The sequence below is a fragment of the Sodalis sp. RH16 genome (assembly GCF_047324245.1).
GTDB classification, from domain to species: Bacteria; Pseudomonadota; Gammaproteobacteria; order Enterobacterales; family Enterobacteriaceae; genus Acerihabitans; species Acerihabitans ligni.
Map to the genome: position 1 here is coordinate 2,374,536 of NZ_CP178737.1, position 24,295 is coordinate 2,398,830.

The following is a 24,295-nucleotide window of genomic DNA, read 5'->3' on the forward strand; positions in this document are numbered from 1 at the left end:
ATCACCATCGACTGCAAGCAAGAGAATTTTTCTCACAGGAAGCCTGGCTTAAAACCGCGTCAGGGATTTCATCGGTGTGTGGGAATGTTAACGGGGACGTATTTTCATTGAAGTAGCGCCTTGTCGCTGCTTCTCGTGGTTGGTAAAGTAGGCGGATTTTATTTTCGCCCCAGCTTGCAGGATTATCCTTCAGTTATGTTTAAAAAATTTCGTGGCATGTTTTCCAACGACTTGTCCATCGACCTGGGTACAGCCAATACCCTGATTTATGTAAAAGGACAGGGCATTGTCCTGAATGAACCTTCCGTCGTCGCGATTCGACAGGATCGCGCCGGCTCGCCTAAAAGCGTTGCTGCCGTCGGCCATGAAGCCAAACAAATGCTGGGACGTACTCCCGGCAATATTGCGGCAATACGTCCGATGAAGGATGGTGTGATTGCCGATTTCTTCGTGACCGAAAAAATGCTGCAACACTTTATCAAGCAAGTTCACAGCAACAGCTTTATGCGTCCCAGTCCCCGCGTGCTGGTATGCGTTCCGGTGGGCGCCACCCAGGTTGAACGCCGCGCTATTCGCGAATCCGCCCAGGGCGCGGGCGCTCGCGAGGTTTTCCTGATAGAGGAACCCATGGCTGCGGCCATCGGCGCGGGCCTGCCGGTTTCCGAGGCCACCGGTTCGATGGTGGTGGATATCGGCGGCGGCACCACGGAAGTGGCGGTCATTTCCCTCAACGGCGTGGTGTATTCCTCTTCGGTGCGGATTGGCGGGGATCGCTTTGATGAAGCTATTATTAATTATGTCCGCCGCAATTACGGATCGCTTATCGGCGAAGCCACCGCGGAACGCATCAAGCATGAAATCGGCTCCGCTTATCCGGGGGACGAAGTCAGGGAAATCGAAGTACGCGGCCGCAATCTGGCCGAAGGGGTTCCCCGGGGTTTTACCCTGAACTCCAACGAAATCCTTGAGGCGTTGCAGGAGCCCCTTACCGGCATTGTCAGCGCGGTAATGGTGGCCCTTGAACAGTGTCCGCCGGAATTGGCGTCCGATATTTCCGAACGCGGCATGGTTTTGACCGGCGGCGGCGCGTTGTTGAGAAATCTCGATCGCCTGCTGATGGAAGAAACCGGCATACCCGTAGTGGTGGCGGAAGATCCTTTGACCTGCGTCGCTCGCGGCGGCGGCAAGGCATTGGAAATGATCGACATGCACGGCGGCGATTTGTTCAGCGAAGAATAACCTGCCTCGAAAAGGGGGGAACCAGCCGGGTGAACGCTGAGATTACTCATCCTGGTCGGCGCCCCCCTTTTTTGTTGAGGAAAATGCATAGCTTATGAAGCCGATTTTTAGCAGGGGACCCTCTCTGCAACTCCGTTTGTTCCTGGCTGTCATGGTTGCCATTGCGGTAATTGTCGCCGACAGTCGGCTCGGTTCGTTTGTCCAGATACGCGCCTATATGGACACCGCCGTCAGCCCGTTCTATTTTCTGGCCAACGGTCCGCGCAAGGTGTTGGATAATATCTCGCAGACTCTGGCGTCCCGGGATCAGCTGGAGCTGGAAAACCACGCGCTGCGCCAGGAACTGCTGCTGAAGAACAGCGAGCAGTTGCTGCTGGGGCAATACCGGCAGGAAAACGCCCGACTGCGCGAACTGCTCGGTTCGCCGCTGCGGCAGGATGAACAGAAAATGGTGACGCAGGTTATCTCCACCAGTACCGATCCCTACAGCGATCAGGTGGTGATTGACAAGGGCGTGGACAACGGCGTGTACGTGGGACAGCCGGTCATCAGCGATAAAGGCGTGGTGGGCCAGGTGGTTGCCGCCGGCAAACTCACCAGCCGGGTACTGCTGATTTGCGATGCCTCGCACGCACTGCCTATCCAGGTACTGCGCAACGATATCCGTGTTATCGTGGCCGGCAACGGCTGTACAGAGGATTTGCAGCTGGAGCACCTGCCGGGCAATACCGATATCCGGGTGGGCGATGTCTTGGTGACTTCGGGTCTCGGCGGTCGCTTCCCTGAAGGGTATCCGGTGGCGGTGGTCTCCTCGGTCAAGGTGGACACCCAGCGGGCGTATACCGTGATTCAGGCCAGGCCCACCGCCCAGCTCCAGCGCTTGCGCTATCTATTGCTGTTATGGGGCGCCGATCCCCGTGGGGAAGTGCCGCTGCCGCCCGCCGAAGTCCATCGGGTAGCCAATGAGCGGCTGATGCAAATGATGCCGCAGGTTTTGCCGTCCCAGGATATCATGGGACCCGCGGCGCCCGCGGCACCGTCAACTACGCCCGCGGCGCCGTCAACTACGCCGGCGTCCCGGACGGGCGGATCCGCGGCGGATCCGTCGGCCGGGGATAACCAATGAACCGTTATCGCCGCAACGGCAGCTGGGTCATTTGGCTTTCTTTCCTGATAGCAATCATTTTACAAATCATGCCTTGGCCGGATGAGCTCTATCTTTTCCGGCCCTCCTGGCTGAGCCTGGTGCTGATTTACTGGGTCATGGCCATTCCGCACCGAGTGAATGTCGGCACCGGTTTCCTGCTCGGTCTGGTGATGGACCTGGTGCTGGGCTCCATTCTCGGCGTCAGGGCCTTGGCGTTAAGCATCCTGGCCTATCTGGTGGCGTTCAAATTCCAACTATTCAGGAATATGGCCTTATGGCAGCAATCACTCATCGTGGTGGTGCTGTCATTAAGCATGCACGTCATTGTATTTTGGGCCGAATTCCTGGTGATCAATATTTCGTTCCGGCCGGAAATCTTTTGGAGCAGCGTGGTGGACGGCGTGCTGTGGCCCTGGCTGTTTTTGCTGATGCGTAAAGTCCGTCGCCAATTTTCCGTGCAATGAGGACGATAATGACCCCTATATACCTCGCGTCCGGTTCGCCGCGCCGTAAAGAGCTGCTCACCCTGCTGGGTGTGCCGTTCGAGGTGCTGCGGGCGCCGATTGCCGAGCAACGGCAACCGCTTGAGCTTCCACGAGACTACGTGCGGCGGCTGGCGCTGGAGAAAGCGCTGGCGGGGGTGGCCATAGCGCCGGAATCGCGGCCGGTATTGGGGGCGGATACGATAGTGGTGCTTGACGACCGCATTTTGGAAAAACCCTTGGACAGGGATGATGCCGCCATGATGCTGACCGCTTTATCCGGCAGGAGCCATCGGGTGATGACGGCCGTGGCCCTGGCGGACGCTCAACGCCGGCTTTGCCATGACGTCGTGACCGAGGTCACTTTCCGCCAGTTGTCGGAACAGGATATTCATCGCTATATTGCAACAGGTGAACCGATGGATAAAGCCGGTGCCTACGGTATACAGGGATTGGGTGGAGCATTTGTCAGAGCAATCAATGGCAGCTATCACGGCGTCGTGGGATTACCGCTGGTGGAAACCTCTGAGCTGCTATGCCGATTCACGGCTCTAGAATGGCGCTAAACAAGGTACGAGGATAACATGGCAGCTGAATTACTGGTCAATATCACGCCCTCCGAAACGCGGGTCGCCTATATCGACGGCGGCATTCTGCAGGAAATTCATATCGAACGTGAAGCGCGGCGCGGTATTGTCGGTAATATTTACAAGGGCCGCGTCAGCCGGGTCCTGCCGGGCATGCAGGCGGCCTTTGTGGATATCGGACTGGAAAAAGCGGCGTTTCTGCACGCGTCCGATATCATGCCGCACACTGAATGCGTGGCCGGTGAAGAGCAAAAAAATTTCCACGTGCGTGATATCGCCGAACTGGTCAGGCAGGGCCAGGATATTATGGTCCAGGTGGTGAAGGATCCCCTGGGCACCAAAGGCGCGCGCCTGACCACCGATATCACCCTGCCGTCCCGCTACCTGGTATTTATGCCCGGCGCGGCCCACGTGGGGGTGTCGCAACGCATCGACAGCGAAGAAGAGCGCGAGCGCCTGAAGCGTACCGTGGCGGGGTATTGCGACGAACAGGGCGGTTTTATTATCCGTACGGCCGCCGAGGGTATCGGCGAAGAGGAACTGTCCCAGGATGCGGCCTTTCTCAAACGCCTGTGGACCAAGGTCATGGAGCGCAAGCGCCGCGGCCAAAGCAAATACATGCTTTACGGCGAATTGGCGCTGGCGCAGCGCATCCTGCGTGATTTTGCCGGCGCGGCCCTGGACCGTATCCGGGTGGATTCCCGGCTGACCTTCGATTTGCTGCTGGAGTTTACCGCGGAATATATCCCGGAAATGACCCATAAGCTCGAACACTATAACGGCAAGCAGCCTATTTTTGATTTATATGATGTGGAAAACGAAATCCAGCGCTCCCTGGAGCGTAAAGTCGAGCTGAAATCCGGCGGTTATCTGATTATCGATCAGACCGAAGCCATGACCACCATCGATATCAATACCGGCGCTTTTGTCGGCCACCGGAATCTCGACGAAACCATTTTCAATACCAATATCGAGGCGACCCAGGCCATTGCGCGCCAGCTGCGATTGCGCAATCTGGGGGGAATCATCATTATTGATTTCATCGATATGAATAACGAAGAGCACCGGCGGCGGGTGCTGCACTCCCTGGAGCAGGCGTTAAGCAAGGACCGGGTGAAAACCGGTATCAACGGCTTCTCGCAGCTGGGCCTGGTGGAGATGACCCGTAAGCGTACCCGTGAAAGTATTGAACATGTGCTTTGCAGCGAGTGTCCTACCTGTCATGGGCGCGGTACGGTGAAAACCATCGAAACCGTCTGTTATGAAATCATGCGGGAGATTGTGCGGGTTCACCATGCCTATGACTCCGATCGGTTTTTGGTCTACGCTTCCCCGGCGGTGGGGGACGCGTTAAAAAGCGATGAGTCCCATGCGCTGGCGGAAGTGGAAATCTTCGTCGGTAAACAGGTCAAGGTTCAGATTGAGCCGCTTTACAGTCAGGAACAGTTTGATGTAGTGATGATGTAGGCCTGCCTTCATTAAAGTCGATTGCGGGGCCGGGTATAAAAATAACACGCTTTTCGTGGGCGGAGAGCGACGGGAAGCAAGGAGAAAGGCGTGAAGCGACTGCCGGGGATATTGCTGGCCCTATGTGCAACCCTGATTGTCCTGATGGCGTTAGCGGTTAGCGGGTTACGTCTGACGCTGCCCTATCTGGATACTTTCCGACCGCAAATCATCGGGCGGCTCAACGCCGTTTACGGCGCCAATATCCAGGCGCGCGAAATGCACGGCAGCTGGCAGTCATTTGGCCCGACCCTGGATATCGGCGGTATCGAGTCCGTCACCGAAGACGAGAAACTGCACATCCAGCGGGTCACGGTGGCGCTGGACGTCTGGCAGTCCCTGTTGCACTGGCGCTGGCAATTCCGCGATGTCACCTTCTACCGGCTGCGGCTGGATCTCAATTCAACCCTGCTTGGCCGCGATCATCAAGGCAGCCCGATAAAATCCGATCAGCTTTCCGACCTGTTTTTACGCCAGTTCGACCATTTTACCCTGCGCGACAGCGAGCTCTCCTTCCTCACGCCTTCAGGAGAACGCAGCACCCTATCGGTGCCGCAGCTTACCTGGCTCAATAGTCCTCAGCGGCATCGTGCGGAGGGCCTTATCAGCCTGTCCAACGTCGAGGTGCATCAGGGGGCCATCCAGCTGCGCATGGACCTCAACGATGAAAAAGGCCTGCTGGACAACGGTAAAGTCTATCTTCGCGCGGATAATATCGATCTCAAACCCTGGTTCAGCCAATGGCTGCGCGACCAGACCGGGCTGAAAAGCGCCGATTTCAGCCTGGCCGCCTGGCTGGACCTCGATCATGGGGATATCACCGGCGGCGATGTCTTTTTCAGCCAGGGCACCGCCCAATGGCAGGACGGGAGCGACCAGCACCGGCTTGATGTCTCGAAGCTGGCCATGCACCTGAGCCAGCAGGGCGATGGCTGGCAATTGGATATGCCGGCGCTTAACATCGCCACCGATGGCGATACCTGGGCTCCCGGCGCATTATCCCTGTTTTGGCTGCCGGAGAAAAATCGGCTATTCGCGCCGGATCAGGCCGGAGAAATCCGGGTGCGCGCCAAAAACCTGATGCTGGAAAGGTTCAGTCCGCTACTGCCGCTGGTGTCGTTTATTACCCCCGCGTTACGGGCGCGCTGGCAGGACCTGCAGCCCAAAGGCACCCTGTCGTCCCTGGCGCTGGATGTTCCCCTTAAAAATCCGGAGCAAATCCGTTTTCAGGGAAGCTGGCACGATGTGGCCTGGCGGCAATGGCAGTTGTTGCCCGGCGCCGATCGCGTGGCCGGTTCGGTGGCCGGCACCCTGGCGGACGGTGAGCTTAGCGTGGTGCTGGATAACAGTACCCTGCCTTATCAGAATATGTTCCGCGCGCCTCTGGCAGTGCAAAAAGCGCGGGTTACGCTTAATTGGCAGAATAATGAACAAGGCTTGGCCTTATGGGGCAAAAATCTCGACGTACGCGCCGATGCGCTGTGGATGACCGGCGATTTTTATTTCCACCAGCCCATTAATGGCGAGCCCTGGCTGGATGTCCTGTCCGGCATCCGGCTTTACGACGCGGCCCAGGCCTGGCGTTATTTCCCCGAGCCCCTGATGGGCACTCATCTGGTGGATTACCTCACCGGCGCGCTGAAAGGCGGGCAGGTGGACAATGCCACGCTGGTCTTCGCCGGCGATCCCAAGCAGTTTCCTTTCAAACATAACGACGGCCAGTTCGAGGTATATGTGCCGCTGCGCCATGCCGACTATGAGTTTGAGCCCGGCTGGCCGCATTTGCCGGACCTGGCCATTGATCTTGATTTCCTAAACGACGGCCTGTTCATGCACGCGCCCCTGGCGCAGCTGGGGGATGCCGCCGGCCACGACGTCGTGGCGGCGATTCCAGATTATTCCAAAGAGCTGTTGTTGATTGATGCGAGTATCAACGGCTCGGGCAAGGCGGTGGGAGACTATTTCCACCAGACGCCGCTGAAAGAATCCCTCGGTGCGGCACTGGACGAGCTGCAAATAGGCGGAAATGTTAGTGGGGACTTACATCTCGATATTCCTTTGACGGGCCAGCCTGTTACCGCATCGGGCAACGTGAATTTAAACAACAATACCCTGTTGATAAAACCCCTGGGTATGACCATGACCGGCATGAACGGCCAATTCCGCTATCGCAACGGCAATCTGGACAGCGAGGGCATGAAGGCGCAGTGGCTCGGACAGCCCATCAATATCGGTTTTAATACCCAAGAGCTGCCGGAGCACTATGCTATCAACGTCGGTTTGCAAAGCGTGCTGGCTATGGACCGCCTGACCGGCATTCCGGCGCCGTTCCGTCAGGCGCTGTCCGGCCGGGCGGACTGGCAAAGCACCATCGCGGTGACGCTGCCGGTACACGGCAAGCCCACCTACGATATAGGCGTAACCGGCGATCTTAAAAATGTAAGCAGTCACTTACCTCCTCCGCTGAATAAACAGAGCGGAGTACCGTTCCAACTGGCGGTAAAAGCCCTCGGTACCCTCTCCGGTTTTACCCTGAGCGGCAGCGCCGGCAAGAATACGTTTAATACCGAATGGCTTTTAACCAAACAGGTCACCTTGAAAAGGGGTGCCTGGGCGGTAGCGGGCGGCAAAGTACCGCCGTTGCCCGCCGATGACAGCCTGACCCTGAATTTGCCTTCCCTGGACGGCGAGCAGTGGCTGGCGCTGATGACGCCGCAATCGCGCTCGGAGGGTAAGGCGGTGGTCAGCCGGTTCCGTTTCCCCGATGCGCTGACGCTGAATACGCCGTTGTTGACCCTGGGGGGACAGCAGTGGCACGACCTGGCGCTGACCCGGGCCAATATTCCCGGCGGCAGCGCCGTCGTGGCGCGCGGGAAGGAAATCAACGGTAAGCTTACGCTCCCGGATAGGGGGGCCTGGCAAGCGGATATCCAGTATCTTTATTACAATCCGCTTTGGCCCAAGACGCAGGCAACGTCTCCCGATAAGGATCTGGATGTCTTGTCAGGCGGTGACGATACCGCGCCCTCATTCAGCGATTGGCCGTCCATCGCATTGCGCTGCCAGGAATGCTGGATAATGGGACAAAACCTGGGACGGGTGAAGGCGGATATCATGCCCCGCGGAAACTCCCTTGAGGTCGCCAACGGCGAGGTGGATACCGGCAAGTCCCGGCTTACCCTCGCCGGCGCCTGGTCAAGGCACGGAGCGCAGAACCAGACCGACGTGAAAGGCAAGCTCAGCGGCAAGGATATCGGCGAGGCCAATGACTATCTCGGCATCGATACGCCGCTGCGTAATGCGCCGTTTGATGTGGATTACGATCTGCACTGGCAGTCCGCCCCGTGGAGCGTGGATATCCCCACCCTGAACGGCGTTTTGCATGCTAATCTGGGCAAAGGCAAGATTGACGATATCAGCAGCGGCCGGGCCGGACGATTATTGCGGCTGGTGAGTTTTGACGCCTTGCTGCGTAAACTGCAATTTGATTTCAGCGATACCTTCGGTAAAGGCTTCTATTTCGACTCCATCAAAGGCACCGCCTGGCTTAAATCGGGCGTACTGCACACCAACGATTTGCTGGTGGACGGACTGGAGGCGGATATCGCCATGTCCGGCGATGTGAATTTCAATCAGCAGCAAATCAATATGGAAGCCGTGGTGGCTCCTGAAATTTCCGCCACAGTCGGGGTGGCCACCGCCTTTGCCATCAACCCGGTGGTTGGGGCGGCGGTCTTTGCCGCCAGTAAGGTCCTGGCGCCGCTGTGGAATAAAATTTCGGTGATTCGCTATCACATCAGCGGCAATCTGGACCAGCCGAAAATCCAGGAAGTATTGCGCCAGCCTCGCCAGCCCGCCGTTAAAGCCAAATAGGCCGCGTGCCCGCCATCGAAATCCCTTGGTGATATTGCGCCGGCCCGCAGATGATTGAATTCGTTTTACCCATTTGACGTCGGCGGGGAATTGCCGCAGTCTATATCTAATAGCATGCATGGCATGTAGCAAAGCGTTCCAGCCGTTGCTGGCCATTCCATCAAATACAAGAGTGAAAACCTATGAGTCTGGCATTTGTCAGTGAGCAATTACTCGCGGCCAACAACCTGAGTCACAACGATCTTTTTACCCTTTTGGGGCAAATGACCGAGCGTCGCCTGGATTACGCCGATCTCTACTTCCAGTCCAGCTATCATGAAGCCTGGATGATTGAAGACGGCATCATCAAGGACGGCTCTTACAATATCGATCAAGGTGTGGGCGTTCGGGCGGTAAGCGGCGAAAAAACCGGCTTCGCCTATGCCGACCAATTGACGCTGAATGCCCTTGAACTGAGCGTCAATGCGGCGCGCAGCATTGTCAAAGAGCAGGGTAACGGCCGGGTGCATACCCTGGGGGAAATCCCTTATAAAAAGCTCTACCCGTTGCTGGACCCTCTGAACAGTTTGCCGCGGGAAGAAAAAATCGCCTTATTGCACCGGGTAGACAAAGTCGCCCGCGCCGCCGACGCGCGGGTGCGGGAAGTCAACGCCAGCCTGTCCGGGGTATATGAGCAGGTCTTGGTCGCCGCCAGCGACGGCACCCTGGCGGCGGATGTGCGCCCCCTGGTGCGGTTGTCCATCAGCGTACAGGTGGAGCAGGATGGTAAACGCGAGCGCGGATCCAGCGGCGGCGGCGGCCGTTTCGGTTATGACTTTTTCCTGGCGGACGACGGCGGCGATGTGCGTGCGGACAATTGGGCGCGGGAAGCGGTGCGCGTCGCGCTGGTGAATCTGTCCGCCGTCTCGGCGCCCGCCGGCGCCATGCCGGTGGTGCTGGGCGCGGGCTGGCCCGGCGTATTGCTCCACGAAGCGGTGGGTCACGGCCTGGAAGGGGATTTTAACCGTCGCGGCAGTTCGGTATTCAGCGGCCAAATGGGCAAGCTGGTGGCTTCTCCGCTGTGCACCGTGGTGGATGACGGCACGCTGGCCGGTTTGCGCGGTTCGTTGGCCATCGACGACGAAGGGGTGCCGGGCCAGTATAATATGCTGATTGAAAACGGAATTCTTAAAGGCTATATGCAGGATAAATTGAACGCGCGGCTGATGGGCGTTCCTCCTACCGGTAACGGCCGGCGCGAGTCCTATGCCCATTTGCCGATGCCCCGTATGACCAATACCTATATGCTGGCCGGCCAGTCAACGCCCGAGGATATTATCGCCAGCGTTGAATATGGGCTGTATGCGCCGAATTTCGGCGGCGGCCAGGTGGATATCACCTCGGGCAAATTTGTTTTTTCCACGTCGGAAGCCTATCTGATCGAAAAGGGTAAGGTCACCAGCGCGGTGAAAGGGGCGACGCTTATCGGTTCCGGCATCGAGGCGATGCGGCAGATTTCCATGGTGGGCAACGATTTGGCGTTGGATAAAGGGGTCGGCGTGTGCGGTAAGGAAGGACAGAGCGTGCCGGTGGGCGTTGGCCAGCCGACGCTGAAGCTGGATAAGCTTACCGTGGGCGGCACCGCTTGAGGTTTGGCCCGGTGCGGCGGGCCGGGGCTGCTTTGTGTGCTCCGGCGGCCATCGGCACGGTATACCTTTAACCGGCTCGTTGCACGATCGGCGATCGCGGGCCTACCGAGCCATGGGGCGCTCTCCCTTTAACACGTTCATTTCAAGCTCGGTGGCGGCGGGCCTCTCCCTATTTAAGTATTACTATCTTGACGGAATGCCTGATAGACCGTGGCGACGTTTTTAAAGTAGTCCTGCAGATAGTTAATGCACACCTGCACCTTCAGCGGCAGTGTGTCCTTTTGGGTATAAACCGCATATACCGGGCGCGGATCGGAAAGATAGTGGTTGAACAGGATCTCGACGTCGCCGCGCTTGATTTCATCCAGCACCCACATGATAGGCACATAGGCAATGCCGGCGCCGGCGGTGAGCCAGCGGACCAGGGTCTGGGAATCGTTGGTGGCGAAACGGCCCTGGGGCGCCAGATGGAGGGTAATGCCTTCCGGCGCGATGAGCTCAAATTCACTGTCCGGCCGGACGTCGTACTCCAGCCAGGAAAAATTCGCCATATCACCGGGCTTCTCCGGAGCGCCATGGGCGGCAAGATAGCTCTTGGCGGCGCATACCACCATCGGCATGGCGCCGAGCCGTTTTGAAAACAGGCCGGAATCTTGCAACGCCCCGACCCGAATCACCAGGTCGAGCCCGTAGGCAATAATATCCGGCGCCGGGATGCCGGTCACCAGATTAACCGACAAGCCGGGATACTCTTTGAGCATCTCGGCGGTCATGGTGGCGAGAACGTTATGCGCCATGGTGGATGAACTGCCGATGCGCAGCGTGCCGATGGGGGTGTTATTAAAGGCGTAAAGCTGCTCATGCACTTCGTTAAACTCAATCAGCATGCGGCGGCATCCCTGGTAATAAATTTTGCCGGCCTCCGTCAGGCCGATGCTGCGGGTGCTGCGATTCATCAATTTGACCTGCAGCTCGCTTTCCAGCTTGGCCACGATCTGGCTGACGGACGACACGCTCATTTGCAGCTGTCTGGCCGCGGCGGTGAAGGACCCGCCTTCCACCACTTTGGCAAACACCCGCATCCGATTAAGTCTTTCCATTATTTACTCTGAGTTAAAAGTGATTTAGATCACGTAAAGTTGAAAATCCTATACATCCGGGACTATTATATACCTATCGGTTCACCAGATCGCACAGCGGCATCCCTGCATATTCCTTACTTTTATTGCCTTTTAATAAACAGTTACATTTGGGATGCGATGCTGCCCATCTGTCTAACCCTATTATGTCTATCTAAAATATCCATCGATATACCCGTCATACTTCAAGTTGCAGGTATGTTGGCTTCCTCGCCCACCCTCGTCACTTACTTAAGTAAGCTCCTGGGGATTCGCTGCGTCGCCGCCTTCCTGCAACTCGAATTATTTAGGGTATAAACTTCCCGCTTTTGACTAACCTTGTGTAGTACGGGTGAAAAATTCCTGTGGGCCGGGTTAATCCGCATGAGAGGTCAACATTGATCCGGTCTGCCGGAGAGGGTTGAAGGAAAGTTAAGGAAAAGTAATGAGTTTGCTCCCGGTTATGGTGATATTCGGCCTGTCGTTTCCGCCGGTATTTTTTGAATTGCTGGTGTCCATGGCGCTGTTTTTCCTGCTGCGCCTGTTACTACAGCCGACGGGTATCTATGATTTTGTCTGGCATCCCGCCCTGTTTAATACCGCCTTGTACTGCTGCACGTACTACTTGATTTCTTGTCTTTTCGTCTGAGGCCGCTGTGAAAACTGTTGTAACAAAAATAATCAGAGTCGCGATTACCCTGCTATTGGTCCTGATCGCCGCCATCGCTATTTTCCGAGCTTGGGTGTTTTATACCGAATCCCCCTGGACCAGAGACGCTAAATTCACCGCCGATGTGGTAGCCATTGCACCGGATGTCAGCGGCCTGCTCACCGACGTTCGGGTGAGCGACAATCAGCTGGTGCAGCAAGGACAAGTGTTGTTTGTGGTGGATCAGCCGCGCTATCAGCAGGCATTGGATGAGGCGCAGGCCGATGTGGATTATTATCAGGCGCTGGCGAATGAAAAACGCCGCGAGGCGGGACGGCGGGTACGGTTGGGCACCAACGCCATGTCGCAGGAATTGATCGATCAGGCCAATAACGATTTCATCACCGTAAGCCATCAGCTCGCCAAGGCGGTGGCGGCCCGCGATCTGGCGAAAATCGATTTGGATCGCACCATTATCCGCGCACCGGCGGAAGGGTGGGTAACCAATCTCAGTGTCCATGCCGGTGAATTCATTACCCGCGGCACGGTGTCGGTGGCCCTGGTGAAACGAAATTCGTTTTATCTGCTGGCCTATTTGGAGGAAACCAAGCTGGAGAGGGTGCGGCCCGGCTATCGGGCGGAAATCACGCCGCTGGGCAGCAATGTGGTGTTTTACGGTACGGTCGACAGCATTGCCGCCGGGGTGACCAATACGAATGCGGTAGCGGACAAAAAAGGGTTGGCCACGGTGGATTCCAATTTGGAATGGGTCCGTCTGGCGCAGCGGGTGCCGGTGAAAATCCGGCTCGATGAGCAGCAGGGCGACCTCTATCCCACCGGCACTACCGCGACGGTGGTGATTACCGGCAGCAAGGATCGCCAGCCCGCCAGGTTATCGCCGATGATGCAATTGATACGTCGTCTACGGGAATTCGGCTAAGCGTAAGGTAATCAATTATTATGCTTTATCCTATTTTCATACGCTGCCGTTTCGCGATTAAATTGACCTTCGCCGTACTGCTGGCGCTGTTTGTCGGTTTCCATTTTCAAATGGAGACGCCGCGCTGGTCGGCGCTGACCGCGGCCATCGTCGCGGGCGGGCCGGCCTTTGCCGCCGGCGGCGAGCCATTTGCCGGCGCCATTAAGTATCGCGGCATGCTGCGTATCATCGGTACCTTTATCGGCTGTATCGGCGCCCTGGTGATTATCACCGCCACCATCCGGGCGCCGGTGGTCATGCTGTTGCTGAGCTGTATTTGGGCGGGCTTCTGTACCTGGTACTCTTCGCTGGTGAAAGTGCAAAACTCTTATGCGCTGGCGCTTTCCGGCTACACCGCGCTGATTATCATTGTCGGCATCCAGACGGCGCCCCTGACGGCGCCGCAATATGCCATCGAACGCTGCAGCGAGATAGTCCTGGGCATCCTTTGCGCCATTCTGGCGGACGTGCTGTTTTCTCCCCGCTCCATCAAGCAGGATATCGATCGGGCGGTGGATCGGCTTTTGCTGGATCAATATCACTTGCTGATGTTGTGTCTTAATAACGCGCCGAAAGAAGATATTGATAAATCCTGGGGCGATTTGGTGAAGCGGACCACCGCTCTGGATGGCATGCGCAGTAATCTGATGATGGAATCTTCCCATTGGACCCGCTGCAACCGTCGCCTGAGGGCCATGAATACCCTGTCCCTGACGCTGATTACCCAGGCCTGCGAAACCTACCTGATTTTGCAAACCCATCCTGAGTTCGTTAATACCCAATTGCTGCTGTTGTTCAACGAGCCGGTGGTCACGGTAGCGGATATCCATAAGCGGATGAAGCTGATGCGCCAGGTGATCGCCGATACCCCGGCCAGACGGACTCCCCATACGCTTTATACCTGGGTGGGCACCGCCACGCGTTTTCTGCTGTTGATTAAAGGGGTTAAAAACAATACCCGTATCAGTAAAATCGAAGAGCAGGTCCTGGAGGATCAGGTGATTGTCGCCGCCCCGTCGGCGGAGCACCATCATGCCTTGATCAACGGCCTTCGAACCGGAGTGGCCACCGCGCTGGGCTTCCTGTTCTGGCTGTGGACCGGTTGGACCTCCGGCAGCGGCGCGGTGATAATGATTACCGTCATTACCGCCCTGGCGATGCGGGCGCCCAATCCGATGATGGTATGTAAAGATCTGCTCTACGGCATGACGGCGGCGCTGCCCGTCGGCGCTGTCTTCTATATGTACATCATGCCGGCGACCCAGCAAAGCCTGCTGCTGCTGTTCATTTCCCTGGGCGTCTTGACGTTTATTGTCGGTTTCGCGGTGCAAAAACAGATATTGGGATCCATTGGCCTGATGGCGGGTACGCTCACGATTATCGGCCTGACCAATCCCATGTCGTTTTCCATCAACGGTTTCCTCGACGGCGCCATGGGTCAAATCATCGGCTGCGCGTTGGCGACGCTGGTGGTGATGTTGATTCGGGATAGTTCCAAAGCCCGCATCGGCCGGGTGCTGCTGAACCGGTTTGTGTTTGGCGCGGTATCGGCGCTGTCCACCAATAAGGCCCGGCGCAGGGAAAATCATCTGCCGGCGTTATATCAGCAACTGTTCCAGTTGTTGACGCTGTTTCCCAGCGATATCGCCAAGTATCGCCTGGCGTTGATGTTGATCATCTCCCACCAGCGCCTGCGTACGGTGGATATCCCGGTGAATGCGGATTTATCGGCGTATCACCGCCGGATCCGCGCCACCGCCGACCGGGTGATCAATGCCCGCAATGAAATTCGCCGCGGCGAGCATTTCAACCGACTGTTGGAAGAGATGGGTATCTATCGGCAAAAGCTGCTGGATTATGACGCGCCCGCCGCCGTCATCGAACCGGTGGAGCGCTTAACCGATACGCTATTACGTTACCGGCATGCACTAAGCGGTTAAACGCCGCTCCCTATCTCCATCGTGCAACTATACTTACTCCAAAAGATGGGAGGATATCATGCACGAAAATTCATTTATTCAGGATCATATCCTGTTTAACACCGGCTACCTGGTTAACGGCGAGTGGCATCGTGGCATAGAGACGTTTGACGTGCTTAATCCGGCCACCGGGGAGGTGATCGCCAACGTGGCCAAAAGCGGCAAAACCGAAACCGAGGCCGCCATCGCCGCGGCCGCCGCCGCTTTTCCCGCCTGGCGGGCCAAGACCGCCAAAGAACGCTCTGAAATCCTGTATCGCTGGTACAATTTAATCATGGAAAACCAGCCGTATCTGGCAAAATTGATGACCGCCGAACAGGGTAAACCGGTAAAAGAGGCCGCGGGCGAAGTGGCTTATGCCGCCAGTTTTATCCAGTGGTTCGCCGAGCAGGCCAAACGCGCCAACGGCGAGATTATCCCCCCCGCCAAGGCGCATTCCCGCATCCTCGCCACGCGCGAGCCGGTAGGGGTGGTTGCGGCCATCACGCCGTGGAATTTCCCCCTGGCCATGTTGACCCGCAAGCTGGGTCCGGCCTTGGCGGCCGGCTGTACCGCCCTGATCAAACCCGCCAATAATACCCCGCTTTCGGCGTTTGCCCTCTTGGCGCTGGCGCACCAGGCCGGTGTGCCAAAAGGAGTGGTAAACGGCGTGGCGGGTGATACCGCTGCCATCAGCGATGCCATCATGGCCAGCTCCGACGTCCGTAAGATAACCTTCACCGGTTCCACGGCGGTGGGGAAGACCCTGATGCGCCGCGCCGCCGACACCATGAAAAAAATCTCCCTGGAACTGGGGGGCAACGCGCCCTATATCGTATTTGATGATGCGGATATCGACGCCGCGGTGGCAGGGGCCATTGCCAATAAATTCCGCAACGCGGGCCAGGTATGCGTCAGCGTGAACCGCTTCTATATCCAGGCGGGGGTGTATGATGAATTTGTCCGCCGTCTGGCGGAGGAAGTGGCGAAACTCAAGGTAGGCAACGGCATGGATGACGGCGTGGTTGTCGGGCCGCTTATCAACCAGGCCGGTGTGGATAAGGTTCAAGAGCATGTCAGGGATGCGCTGGCCAAAGGGGGGCGCGCGGTGATCGGCGGCCAGCCCCATGCCCTCGGAGGTAATTTCTATCAGCCGACGGTCATCGCCGGGGCCAATGAGCAGATGGCGCTGGCCCATGAGGAAACCTTCGGCCCCCTGGCGGCCTGCTTCCGCTTCGATACCGAAGAGGAGGTGATAGCAAGGGCCAACAACACTCCTTTCGGCCTGGCGGCGTATTTTTATACCCAGAACCTGCAGCGGGTCTTTCGCGTTTCGGCGATGCTGGAAAGCGGCATGGTGGGGGTGAACGAATGCGCGGTGTCTACTGAGCTTGGGCCGTTCGGCGGCGTTAAGGAATCGGGACTGGGCCGGGAAGGTTCGGTATTGGGCCTGGATGAATATCTGGAAGTGAAAACGCTGCATATAGGCGGCCTGTGACAGCTTTTTTAGCCACACCCGCCGCGGGCGCGGTATGGCATGCTCTCTGGATGACGGGTATATTGATAAAACGTGGTGCGGAGAACGCTAGATGGAGAAAGTATCCTTTGATTTCAGCCAGATACCTGATCTACCGGCTTTTTACCGTGACTTTGGCCGTCAGTTCGCGCTGTCGGAACCCCGGGATAGCAACCTTGACGAATTATGGCAAACCGTCACCCGCCGTTTGCCCTTACCGGTGGAAATCGAATTTCTCCATCTGAACGGGGCGAAAAAACGCCGCTTCGGCGCGTTGATACTGTTGTTTGATGAAGCGGAGGAGGAGCTGGAAGGACGGCTGCACTTCAACGTGCGGGGATAGTACGCGCGACGGTTAATCCGCCGCGGCAACTGACCTCAGGTACTGGAAAATCAGGCGGGCGGTCTTCCCCGGTTTGCCGGCCGCCAGTTCTTTTTGCGCGTTACGTACCAGCGAGCGCAACTGCTGCCTGTCCGCCTCGGGATAGACGGCCATCACTTCCGCCACGCCGTCATCTCCCTGTTCAATGAGATGATCCCGCAGCGTTTCCAGCTTATGGAACAGGGTTATCTGCTGGTTATGCCGGTTTTTCAGCTTGTCCAGCGCCTGATGGATGGGTTCCACATCCCGGGCGCGCAGCATTTTGCCAATCAGCTGGATCTGGCGGCGGCGGCCCTCTTTTTTGATCCGCTGCGCCAGCTCTATGGCCGCCAGCAGATCGTCGTCGAGGGGGATTTTTTCCAGTCCGTTTTTGCCCAGTTCCACCAGTTCAACCCCGAGCTTTTTCAGCGCTTCGGCGTCGCGTTTGATTTCGCTTTTGCTGACCCAAATGATTTCGTCTTCATCTTCATCGGGTTGCGCGTCTGGCTGTTCGTCGAGCCAGTCGTCCGGTTGTTTGCTCATTATGCGGTTCCTCAAAAAGAGGCTCATCCTAACAGGTTGCAGAGGATCTTCAATGCCCTTATTTTACGCTATACCCTAAATAATTCGAGTTGCAGGTGCGTTGGCCCTCCTCGCTCACCCCAGTCACTTACTCAAGTAAGCTCCTGGGGATTCGCTGCGTTGCCGCCTTCCTGCAACTTGAATTATTTGGGGTATATACACCATCATACCCTTAATGGAGCGCGGTGCTTTTGCTTTTGTTTACAGTTGTTCCGGCAACCACTGCTGTCGCATACCGTGCCAAATGCTTTGCGTACTGATAGACTTATCGTTAATAGATGACCTTGGCATCAGGCCGGTGGATATCACAATCCGACTCTGTTCGTCCTGCGGTAGCGTCACCCTCTTGCGGATAACCTTATAAACCTGGCGGATCAATGAAATTAGTCACTCAAGTTGCAGAACAGCGAAAATTATTGGAAAACGCGGTTGCGCAAGCGCTGGAGCTGGCGGGCGCCGGTTCGGACGCGGCGGAAGTCGCGGTGACCAAAACCACCGGCATCGGCGTCAGTACGCGTTATGGCGAGGTGGAAAACGTCGAATTCAACAGTGACGGGGCTTTGGGCATCACCGTTTACTACCAGCAGCGCAAAGGCAGCGCTTCTTCCACCGATTTGAGTCCGGACGCTATTGCGCGCACCGTCGGCGCCGCGCTGGATATCGCCCGTTATACCTCTCCCGACCCGTTCGCCGGGCCGGCGGATAAAGAATTATTGGCCTTCGATGCCCCGGAACTGGATCTGTTCCATCCCGCCGAGCTTGATGCGGAACGCGGCGCGGAGCTGGCGGCGCGGGCTGAGATGACCGCCCTGAAGGCCGATAAGCGTATTACCAATACCGAAGGCGGCAACTTTAATAGCCATTACAGCACTAAAGTTTACGGCAATAGCCACGGTATGCTCAGCAGCTATAACAGCAGCCGCCACTCCATCTCCAGCAGCGTTATTGCGGAAAGCGGCGGGAATATGGAACGCAACTACGCCTATACCATCAGCCGGGTGTTTGAGGATCTGCGCTCGCCGGAGTGGGTGGGTGAAGAGAGCGCGCGCCGCACCCTGGAACACCTCAATCCCCGTAAGCTGGATACCATGCAGGCGCCGGTACTGTTCGCCGCCGAGGTGGCGACCGGGCTGTTCGGCCATCTGGTGGGCGCTATCAGCGGCGGCAGCGTCTATCGTAAAGCCACGTTTTTGCTTAACGATCTGGGTAAACCCGTTTTGCCCGATTGGATGACCATTGAAGAGTATCCTCATTTGGCGAGAGGCCTGGCTTCTTCCCCCTTTGACAGTGAGGGCGTCCGTACCGAGGATCGCACCATCGTTAAAGACGGCGTTTTGCAGACCTGGCTATTAAGCAGTTATTCGGCGCGCAAGCTGGGTATGAAGACCACGGGCCATGCGGGGGGGATACATAACTGGCGCATCGCCGGCCGGGGTCTTGATTTCGCGGGGCTTCTAAAACAGATGGATCGGGGCCTGGTGGTCACCGAGCTGATGGGACAAGGGGTCAGCGCCATAACCGGCGATTACTCCCGTGGCGCGGCCGGTTTTTGGGTCGAACACGGTGAAATTCAGTATCCGGTAAGCGAGATAACCATTGCCGGAAATTTGCGGGACATGCTGCGCAATATTGTAACCGTAGGGGATGATATCGAGACGCGAAGCAATATACAGTGTGGCTCGATATTATTACCGATGATGAAAATCGCTGGTCAATAAAAGGTCATCAATAATGAAAATAAAAGCAGTAGCAATGTCGTCGTTAACCCTTCTCATGTTAAGTCCACTGGCGGCGCAGGCCCGCGATCTCGGCGACGACATGGACGCCTTGGCGGCCAATTACAGCGCGGTAATGAAAACCGACGATCCGGCCACTCTTCAGCATGCGCTGAACGGCATGCACGATGCGGCGCTGGATGCGCGCAACGGCACCCCGCCCAAGCTTAAAGGACAGCCGGCCGACAGCGCGCAGATGAAAGACTTTCGTCAAGGCATCACGGATCTCATCGGCCAGATAGAGCAGGCGCAGGCCCTGGCGCAAAAGGGCGATATCAAGCAAGCCAAGGCAGTGGCGGCGCAATTCAAACAAACCGAAAAAGTCAATCACGCCAAATTCCGCTAAACACCCTTCATGATGGCCATTGCTCCCGCGCCCGGCGCAGGGCGGCAATGGCCGTACCCGCCGCTATCCTGTCCCGGCAAAGCAGCGTCGGGCCCGCATCTTTTATTATCCGCCGTCGATGCCTCGTTGCCGCAGCGTTTATATCCCCTGCCAGGCCAGCATAAACAGCAACATCCTGACGGGTTCCTGCGAGGGATGTTCACAGGAACGGTGGTTAAGCTGTGCATGCAAATGCAGCAATAAATGGCTGAACCTGTCCGCGTCGTTCAGGATCATTTTGACTCGAGCCAGGGCCTTGGTGCGGAATAATTGCCTGGCCAGCTTCTTATCGGATAAAAAGGCCACATGCTGAACGTTTGCCGCTTCGGATAAACTCACCAGGCTGTTGATTTCATCGCTGTTCATGTTTCCCGACTGTAGTCGGGCCATCAGCAACGGGAAATCGTCTTTAAACACCGGATTCACCAAGGTCTCTTCCTCGGTGACGCTTCCTTTGCCCACCGAACGGCTGATGGAGGCAATATTTTCCCCGGAGGGAATTTCCTTGCAACCGTAGCGGCAATAATGCGCCAGATAATGGTTATGAGGCCCCTTCGACTGGCGATACCGGACATTGAACCATAGCCGCTTCAGCGGATCGGATTTCAGGGCTACCGTGGCAATGGCAAAGGAATCAAAGGAAGCTCCCCAAACCCGGCCGTAGTCGTCTCCGGTATGGTTATCCAGCAAGGCCAACGTTTTTTTCAGGTTGCTAATGAAAAGCGACCAGGCGCGGTGCTGTATATTCTGGCCTGCGCCGGTTATTTGCAGCGCGGAATAGAACAGGGGCCGCAGCCGCGGCTGCTCTTTTGAGGACAGCAATTCCCGCATCAAAGCGTCACACAGGGAAAGTCCTTTACGAATAGCATTTGCCTGCGGCGCATAACGCGGACTCAGCGCGATCTCTGTTTCCCCTAATCCATAAAAAATGATTTTTTTCAAACCGGAATGCGCCAGGCTTTTTTCAGCGGCCAGGGCCAGCCGACAGGATTTATCATTGGGCAATCTGAAACCTTGCCGATAGCTAAGGCGTGAATCAATTCCGTGTTCCAACATCGCCGCTGATAGTGTTTTTTGGTAAGAAGCCAGTACCTGATCTCTGCCGGAAATATAAAAGAATTTTTTCTTCTTGTTATCAAACCTTATTTTTAACTCAATATTTTTATCGCCCCGCAATAGAAAAACGTTCTCGCCAGGCCCAGCGGATATTTCAAAATAATGGTTTTTTATTGTTAAATAGTCTACGCCGTCAGCATCCTTGGCGATACCCAGGCTATTTACCGGTGTTAAATCGCCGGTTTTTTTGCACAGCTCATTTAAATTTTCCATAAGCTTTTCATAAAGCCTGATGGAAATATTGCTGTATACCGCCATGGAAATCGCCCACCGCGCGTGATATTCACGGCCGGTTAAGCGTCCGAACTGCCAATGGTTTTTCTCATTAAGGCATACCGGGTAGCCGGCATTGTCCTCATGGTGAATATCAAAGACTTCGTAGGCTTTCAGCCGGCTGTTGAAACGCAGCGGCATGACCTTGCCAAACAGGCGGACAGCCTGGAGATTTTCCCGCCTCTGTCCGCTTGCCGGCGGCAGAGTGATGCTGAAATGCATGTCAATCCTACCGTTAGGCCATGTGCGCAGGGTGCGGACATAACCGGAGGGCATCACCGATAATGCCGTTAAAACCCGCTCTATACCCCCATTGACGTGCTGGGCGCCCTGCATTGCTTGCATATCATAGTTAATTAGGGTCCGAAATAACGACAGCGCTATTTTCGGCCCGTCTGAAAAATGAATAACACCTTCATCATCAAAGGGCAGTATTTCGCCGGCGGCGGAAAACAATAACGATAACGCCAGCCGAGACGGATCGGGAACAGGTGAATAGAACGAACCAGAAACAGGCGATTGAAGCGCCGTCTGTCGCGCAGTCGGGTGATACGGACCGTCTCCTTCCAGCGGCTCAAGGGCGGTGAATGGCGCGATGGGCAAGGCGTAGAGTTGGTTGAGCCAGAGAACGGAATCGCCATATCCGTTCTGCGGCCGGGCTTGCCGAACGTCAGGTAAATAAGCGGCATCGGCCCATGCCCGCTCCAGCTGCCGTTCGCTCACTATCTCATACAGCAGTCCGGAGGCTTTTTCTTTGTTTTGCCAAATATGTTCCGGATAATCCGCGATGTTTTCCAACCAACGCTCTACTCCCCACCGTCCGAAGATCACATTGCTGCCCTTACTGTCCCGCAAGGCAAAGTGCTTTAGGAGTTCTTGCCGTGCGAAGCTGTCGCGGCTTTGCCCGACGACCCATTCCCTCATGGCCGCACCGTTTTCAAAGCGGCGAAAGGGCTGTTGGGCCCGGGGCAGATAGAGCAGCACATCCGGCGCCCCCGGCGCTTCTATCACCGCCAGATCGGTAGCGAGACAGCCGTTGATATCAAAAAGAGAGATATTTAAACGATGGCGGCCGTCCTCCCCAAGCCCCAGGGCTTGCATGTATATGCCAATATCCTCCGGGCTGGGCTGCTCCCGGTGGTGGCTTAGCGCGTTTACGATATGGATTAGATTCGCCAGGGCATGGAATTCTTGGTTGACGCGCCGGTAATGGTGCAGGGCATGCTGGTAAACCGCCGTCGGCTTCAGAGAGTCCAGCAGCGGATCCAGGTCCGATGGCTTGAAGGGCAATAGATCGCCGCGCCGGGTACCTGTCACGCTTGGGTTGCCGCGATACACGCCATAATCATCATCCAGGGCCGCCAGGTCTTCCGCCTCGCCGGTAAAATATTTTTTGATGGCAAATTCCGTGAGGGTCAGAGAACCTTTCGGCCTGTCCTCAAGACCCCGGCTAACGGGAGAATCAGGCGTGGACCGGGAAGTATCATTTTGATGCAAAAAACAGTGGTCCGGATTGATTGAGACGCCAAAGCGCCGGCTGATGGCCTCGGCCAACTGCTGCGCCACAATGTTGGTTATGGCGGGATAACTGTCCCGCAGGTAATGCCGCAACTGTACATAAGGCGCCGCCCAAAATGGGCCGCGGAACATCGTGTTTTGGGTGGTCGTCTCCGGTGGTAACAAGGTCTCTGATGACAGGTTCAATTTTGTCGCCAACAACGCTTTCAGCGTAACCGTCTCCGGGTAGGCCAAGGCTTCGGACGGTGGCGTTGCCGCGACCTCGGTAATGGCGTTTGGCGGCGGCGCCAAAACAGCGGCAGACCTGCCGGGCGCGGCGCCGCTGACGGCGGGGAAGGGCATCGCCACGGCCATCAAACCCTGTGCGAGCACCTGCAATGCGCGGCGGACTGGGGCAATAACCGTGGAGAATAAAGCTGCGGACAACGAAGAGGCGGCAGATCCGGCAAGAGCCTGGCGATCATGGCGCCGATCCGTTCCCGGCCCGGTTGCCGTGGCGGGTACGTGCGGCTTTTTTATGCCGTAATAGGCTTCCGCGATGCGCTCCCGCTGAATTTGCCGGCGACGGCTGTCACAGGCCCAGAGCCGCGCCAGCCTGCGACCCTCCCTTTGTTCCCTTTTTTCCGCCGGATTCAGGATTATCCGGCCAAAGGGATCTGCCGCGGGCGTAGGGCTCTCCGTGGCGGTTGCGCATAAGAGATGCCAGTATCGGCAGATGCGGGTAAAAAGCTGCGCCAGGGCCACGGGCAGTTTTAAACCGGCGCGGCGGGGAGCCGGTACAGAATGCCCGGCAAGATAATATTCGCCCAACAGCGCCAGCACGCCCAGTACCAGATAATCACCTTCCGTGGGCGTGTTAAACCCGGCCAGAAAAGGAAGATTATCGAGCCCCACCCGATCCTCGATATGATTCTTGATAAAATTTGCCAAGAGCATCAATTTTTCGCTTTGGGGTAAAATGGTCAGGGCGAAAAAGGGGAATCCCTCTATCAGCACGCTGCCGATATTTTCTTCCCTGCGCCAGAGGCGATAAAATGAATGAGCGGCTGCCAGCAGGGAAAAAGGAATGCCCAGGCCGGTTTTATACAAGAGCGAGAGGGATAAACGATCCGCTTCACAGGAAGTGACTATTTTAATCAAGTGAAACAGCGTTCGTTTAAGATCTTCCGTGAACGGAACATTTTCTGTCGGTAATTCTTCAGGTAGGTCGTAATATATTTCACTATCATCATCTGTTTCATAATTCGGATCTTCACAATCAAAGAATTCTATTTCAGAATCATTGTTGTAAATATTATAATAATCTTTAAAGCCTTCGGTGATCTGCATTAATTTCCCCTTGTGGATTTATTATGGGTATTGGCGTGATATCCTTCTGACGGTATTTTTCCGAATCGCTGAGCAAGAGAAGTTAACCCATAATAAAAATCGGCACGCCGGGTTTACGGCATAAAAGTGGTAAATAACTCTTTATAGGCAATAAATAAAAGACGAAAATAGCTTGATGTTAATATGGAATGTTAATGAGATAAAGTTAATGGACTAATTATATAAGCAGTATTACTGCCATTCCATACCGGCAATGGGACGAAAATGTTCGTTA

Annotated in this window: 17 protein-coding genes; 14 read left to right on the forward strand and 3 right to left on the reverse strand. The window is 56.3% G+C overall.

The genetic code is table 11. The annotated features are described in order from the left end of the window. Positions 1-195: 195 nt before the first annotated feature. The 7 genes from mreB (at position 196) to tldD (ending at position 10,462) form a co-directional block, all read left to right on the forward strand. Complete coding sequence (gene mreB, locus ACL2XJ_RS10910) at positions 196-1,239, forward strand: rod shape-determining protein MreB (protein ID WP_004385136.1); 1,044 nt, start codon at positions 196-198, stop codon at positions 1,237-1,239. 94 nt (positions 1,240-1,333) lie between these two features. After that, complete coding sequence (gene mreC, locus ACL2XJ_RS10915; protein WP_413726481.1) at positions 1,334-2,365, forward strand: rod shape-determining protein MreC; 1,032 nt, start codon at positions 1,334-1,336, stop codon at positions 2,363-2,365. After that, entirely contained in the window at positions 2,362-2,850 is a 489-nt protein-coding gene (gene mreD, locus ACL2XJ_RS10920) for a rod shape-determining protein MreD (RefSeq protein ID WP_132923600.1), read from the forward strand. The genes mreC and mreD overlap by 4 nt, the downstream gene beginning before the upstream one ends. Positions 2,851-2,858: 8 nt before the next feature. Further along, complete coding sequence (locus tag ACL2XJ_RS10925; RefSeq protein WP_413726482.1) at positions 2,859-3,434, forward strand: Maf family protein; 576 nt, start codon at positions 2,859-2,861, stop codon at positions 3,432-3,434. Between the two features lie 18 nt (positions 3,435-3,452). Further along, positions 3,453-4,922, forward strand: a complete 1,470-nt coding sequence (gene rng, locus ACL2XJ_RS10930; RefSeq protein WP_132923598.1) for a ribonuclease G — start codon at positions 3,453-3,455, stop codon at positions 4,920-4,922. 90 nt (positions 4,923-5,012) lie between these two features. Beyond that, positions 5,013-8,834 carry an AsmA2 domain-containing protein YhdP gene (gene yhdP / locus ACL2XJ_RS10935; RefSeq protein WP_413726483.1) on the forward strand — a complete coding sequence of 1,274 codons (3,822 nt, stop codon included), beginning with the start codon at positions 5,013-5,015 and terminating at the stop codon, positions 8,832-8,834. A gap of 182 nt (positions 8,835-9,016) precedes the next feature. Then, positions 9,017-10,462: a metalloprotease TldD gene (gene tldD / locus ACL2XJ_RS10940; protein ID WP_132923596.1), complete on the forward strand. Its 1,446-nt coding sequence runs from the start codon at positions 9,017-9,019 to the stop codon at positions 10,460-10,462. A 173-nt stretch (positions 10,463-10,635) separates the two neighbouring features. Here tldD and aaeR read toward each other — a convergent pair whose 3' ends face one another. Then, positions 10,636-11,562 carry an HTH-type transcriptional activator AaeR gene (gene aaeR / locus ACL2XJ_RS10945; RefSeq protein WP_132923595.1) on the reverse strand — a complete coding sequence of 309 codons (927 nt, stop codon included), beginning with the start codon at positions 11,560-11,562 and terminating at the stop codon, positions 10,636-10,638. A gap of 463 nt (positions 11,563-12,025) precedes the next feature. Here aaeR and aaeX point away from each other — a divergent pair, with 463 nt between their 5' ends. The 5 genes from aaeX (at position 12,026) to ACL2XJ_RS10970 (ending at position 17,025) form a co-directional block, all read left to right on the forward strand. Continuing rightward, positions 12,026-12,229 carry a p-hydroxybenzoic acid efflux pump operon protein AaeX gene (aaeX, locus tag ACL2XJ_RS10950; protein ID WP_132923594.1) on the forward strand — a complete coding sequence of 68 codons (204 nt, stop codon included), beginning with the start codon at positions 12,026-12,028 and terminating at the stop codon, positions 12,227-12,229. A gap of 7 nt (positions 12,230-12,236) precedes the next feature. Continuing rightward, positions 12,237-13,169, forward strand: coding sequence for a p-hydroxybenzoic acid efflux pump subunit AaeA (aaeA, locus tag ACL2XJ_RS10955; RefSeq protein ID WP_132923593.1), 933 nt, complete (start codon positions 12,237-12,239; stop codon positions 13,167-13,169). 20 nt (positions 13,170-13,189) lie between these two features. Then, positions 13,190-15,148, forward strand: a complete 1,959-nt coding sequence (gene aaeB / locus ACL2XJ_RS10960) for a p-hydroxybenzoic acid efflux pump subunit AaeB (RefSeq protein WP_413726484.1) — start codon at positions 13,190-13,192, stop codon at positions 15,146-15,148. A gap of 58 nt (positions 15,149-15,206) precedes the next feature. Then, positions 15,207-16,664, forward strand: a complete 1,458-nt coding sequence (locus tag ACL2XJ_RS10965; RefSeq protein ID WP_413726485.1) for an NAD-dependent succinate-semialdehyde dehydrogenase — start codon at positions 15,207-15,209, stop codon at positions 16,662-16,664. Between the two features lie 91 nt (positions 16,665-16,755). Next, a complete protein-coding gene (locus tag ACL2XJ_RS10970) occupies positions 16,756-17,025 on the forward strand; it encodes a hypothetical protein (protein ID WP_132923590.1) in 270 nt (89 codons plus the stop codon). Positions 17,026-17,037: 12 nt separating this feature from the next. Here the strand turns inward: ACL2XJ_RS10970 and yjgA are convergent, their stop codons facing one another. Then, positions 17,038-17,586 carry a ribosome biogenesis factor YjgA gene (gene yjgA / locus ACL2XJ_RS10975; RefSeq protein ID WP_132923589.1) on the reverse strand — a complete coding sequence of 183 codons (549 nt, stop codon included), beginning with the start codon at positions 17,584-17,586 and terminating at the stop codon, positions 17,038-17,040. A 416-nt stretch (positions 17,587-18,002) separates the two neighbouring features. Here yjgA and pmbA point away from each other — a divergent pair, with 416 nt between their 5' ends. After that, a complete protein-coding gene (pmbA, locus tag ACL2XJ_RS10980; protein ID WP_413726486.1) occupies positions 18,003-19,343 on the forward strand; it encodes a metalloprotease PmbA in 1,341 nt (446 codons plus the stop codon). 13 nt (positions 19,344-19,356) lie between these two features. Next, positions 19,357-19,746, forward strand: a complete 390-nt coding sequence (cybC, locus tag ACL2XJ_RS10985) for a cytochrome b562 (RefSeq protein ID WP_413726487.1) — start codon at positions 19,357-19,359, stop codon at positions 19,744-19,746. Between the two features lie 138 nt (positions 19,747-19,884). Here the strand turns inward: cybC and ACL2XJ_RS10990 are convergent, their stop codons facing one another. Further along, positions 19,885-24,021 (reverse strand): dermonecrotic toxin domain-containing protein, encoded by a 4,137-nt coding sequence (locus ACL2XJ_RS10990; RefSeq protein ID WP_413726488.1) that lies wholly within the window; start codon positions 24,019-24,021, stop codon positions 19,885-19,887. Between the last annotated feature and the right edge of the window lie 274 nt (positions 24,022-24,295).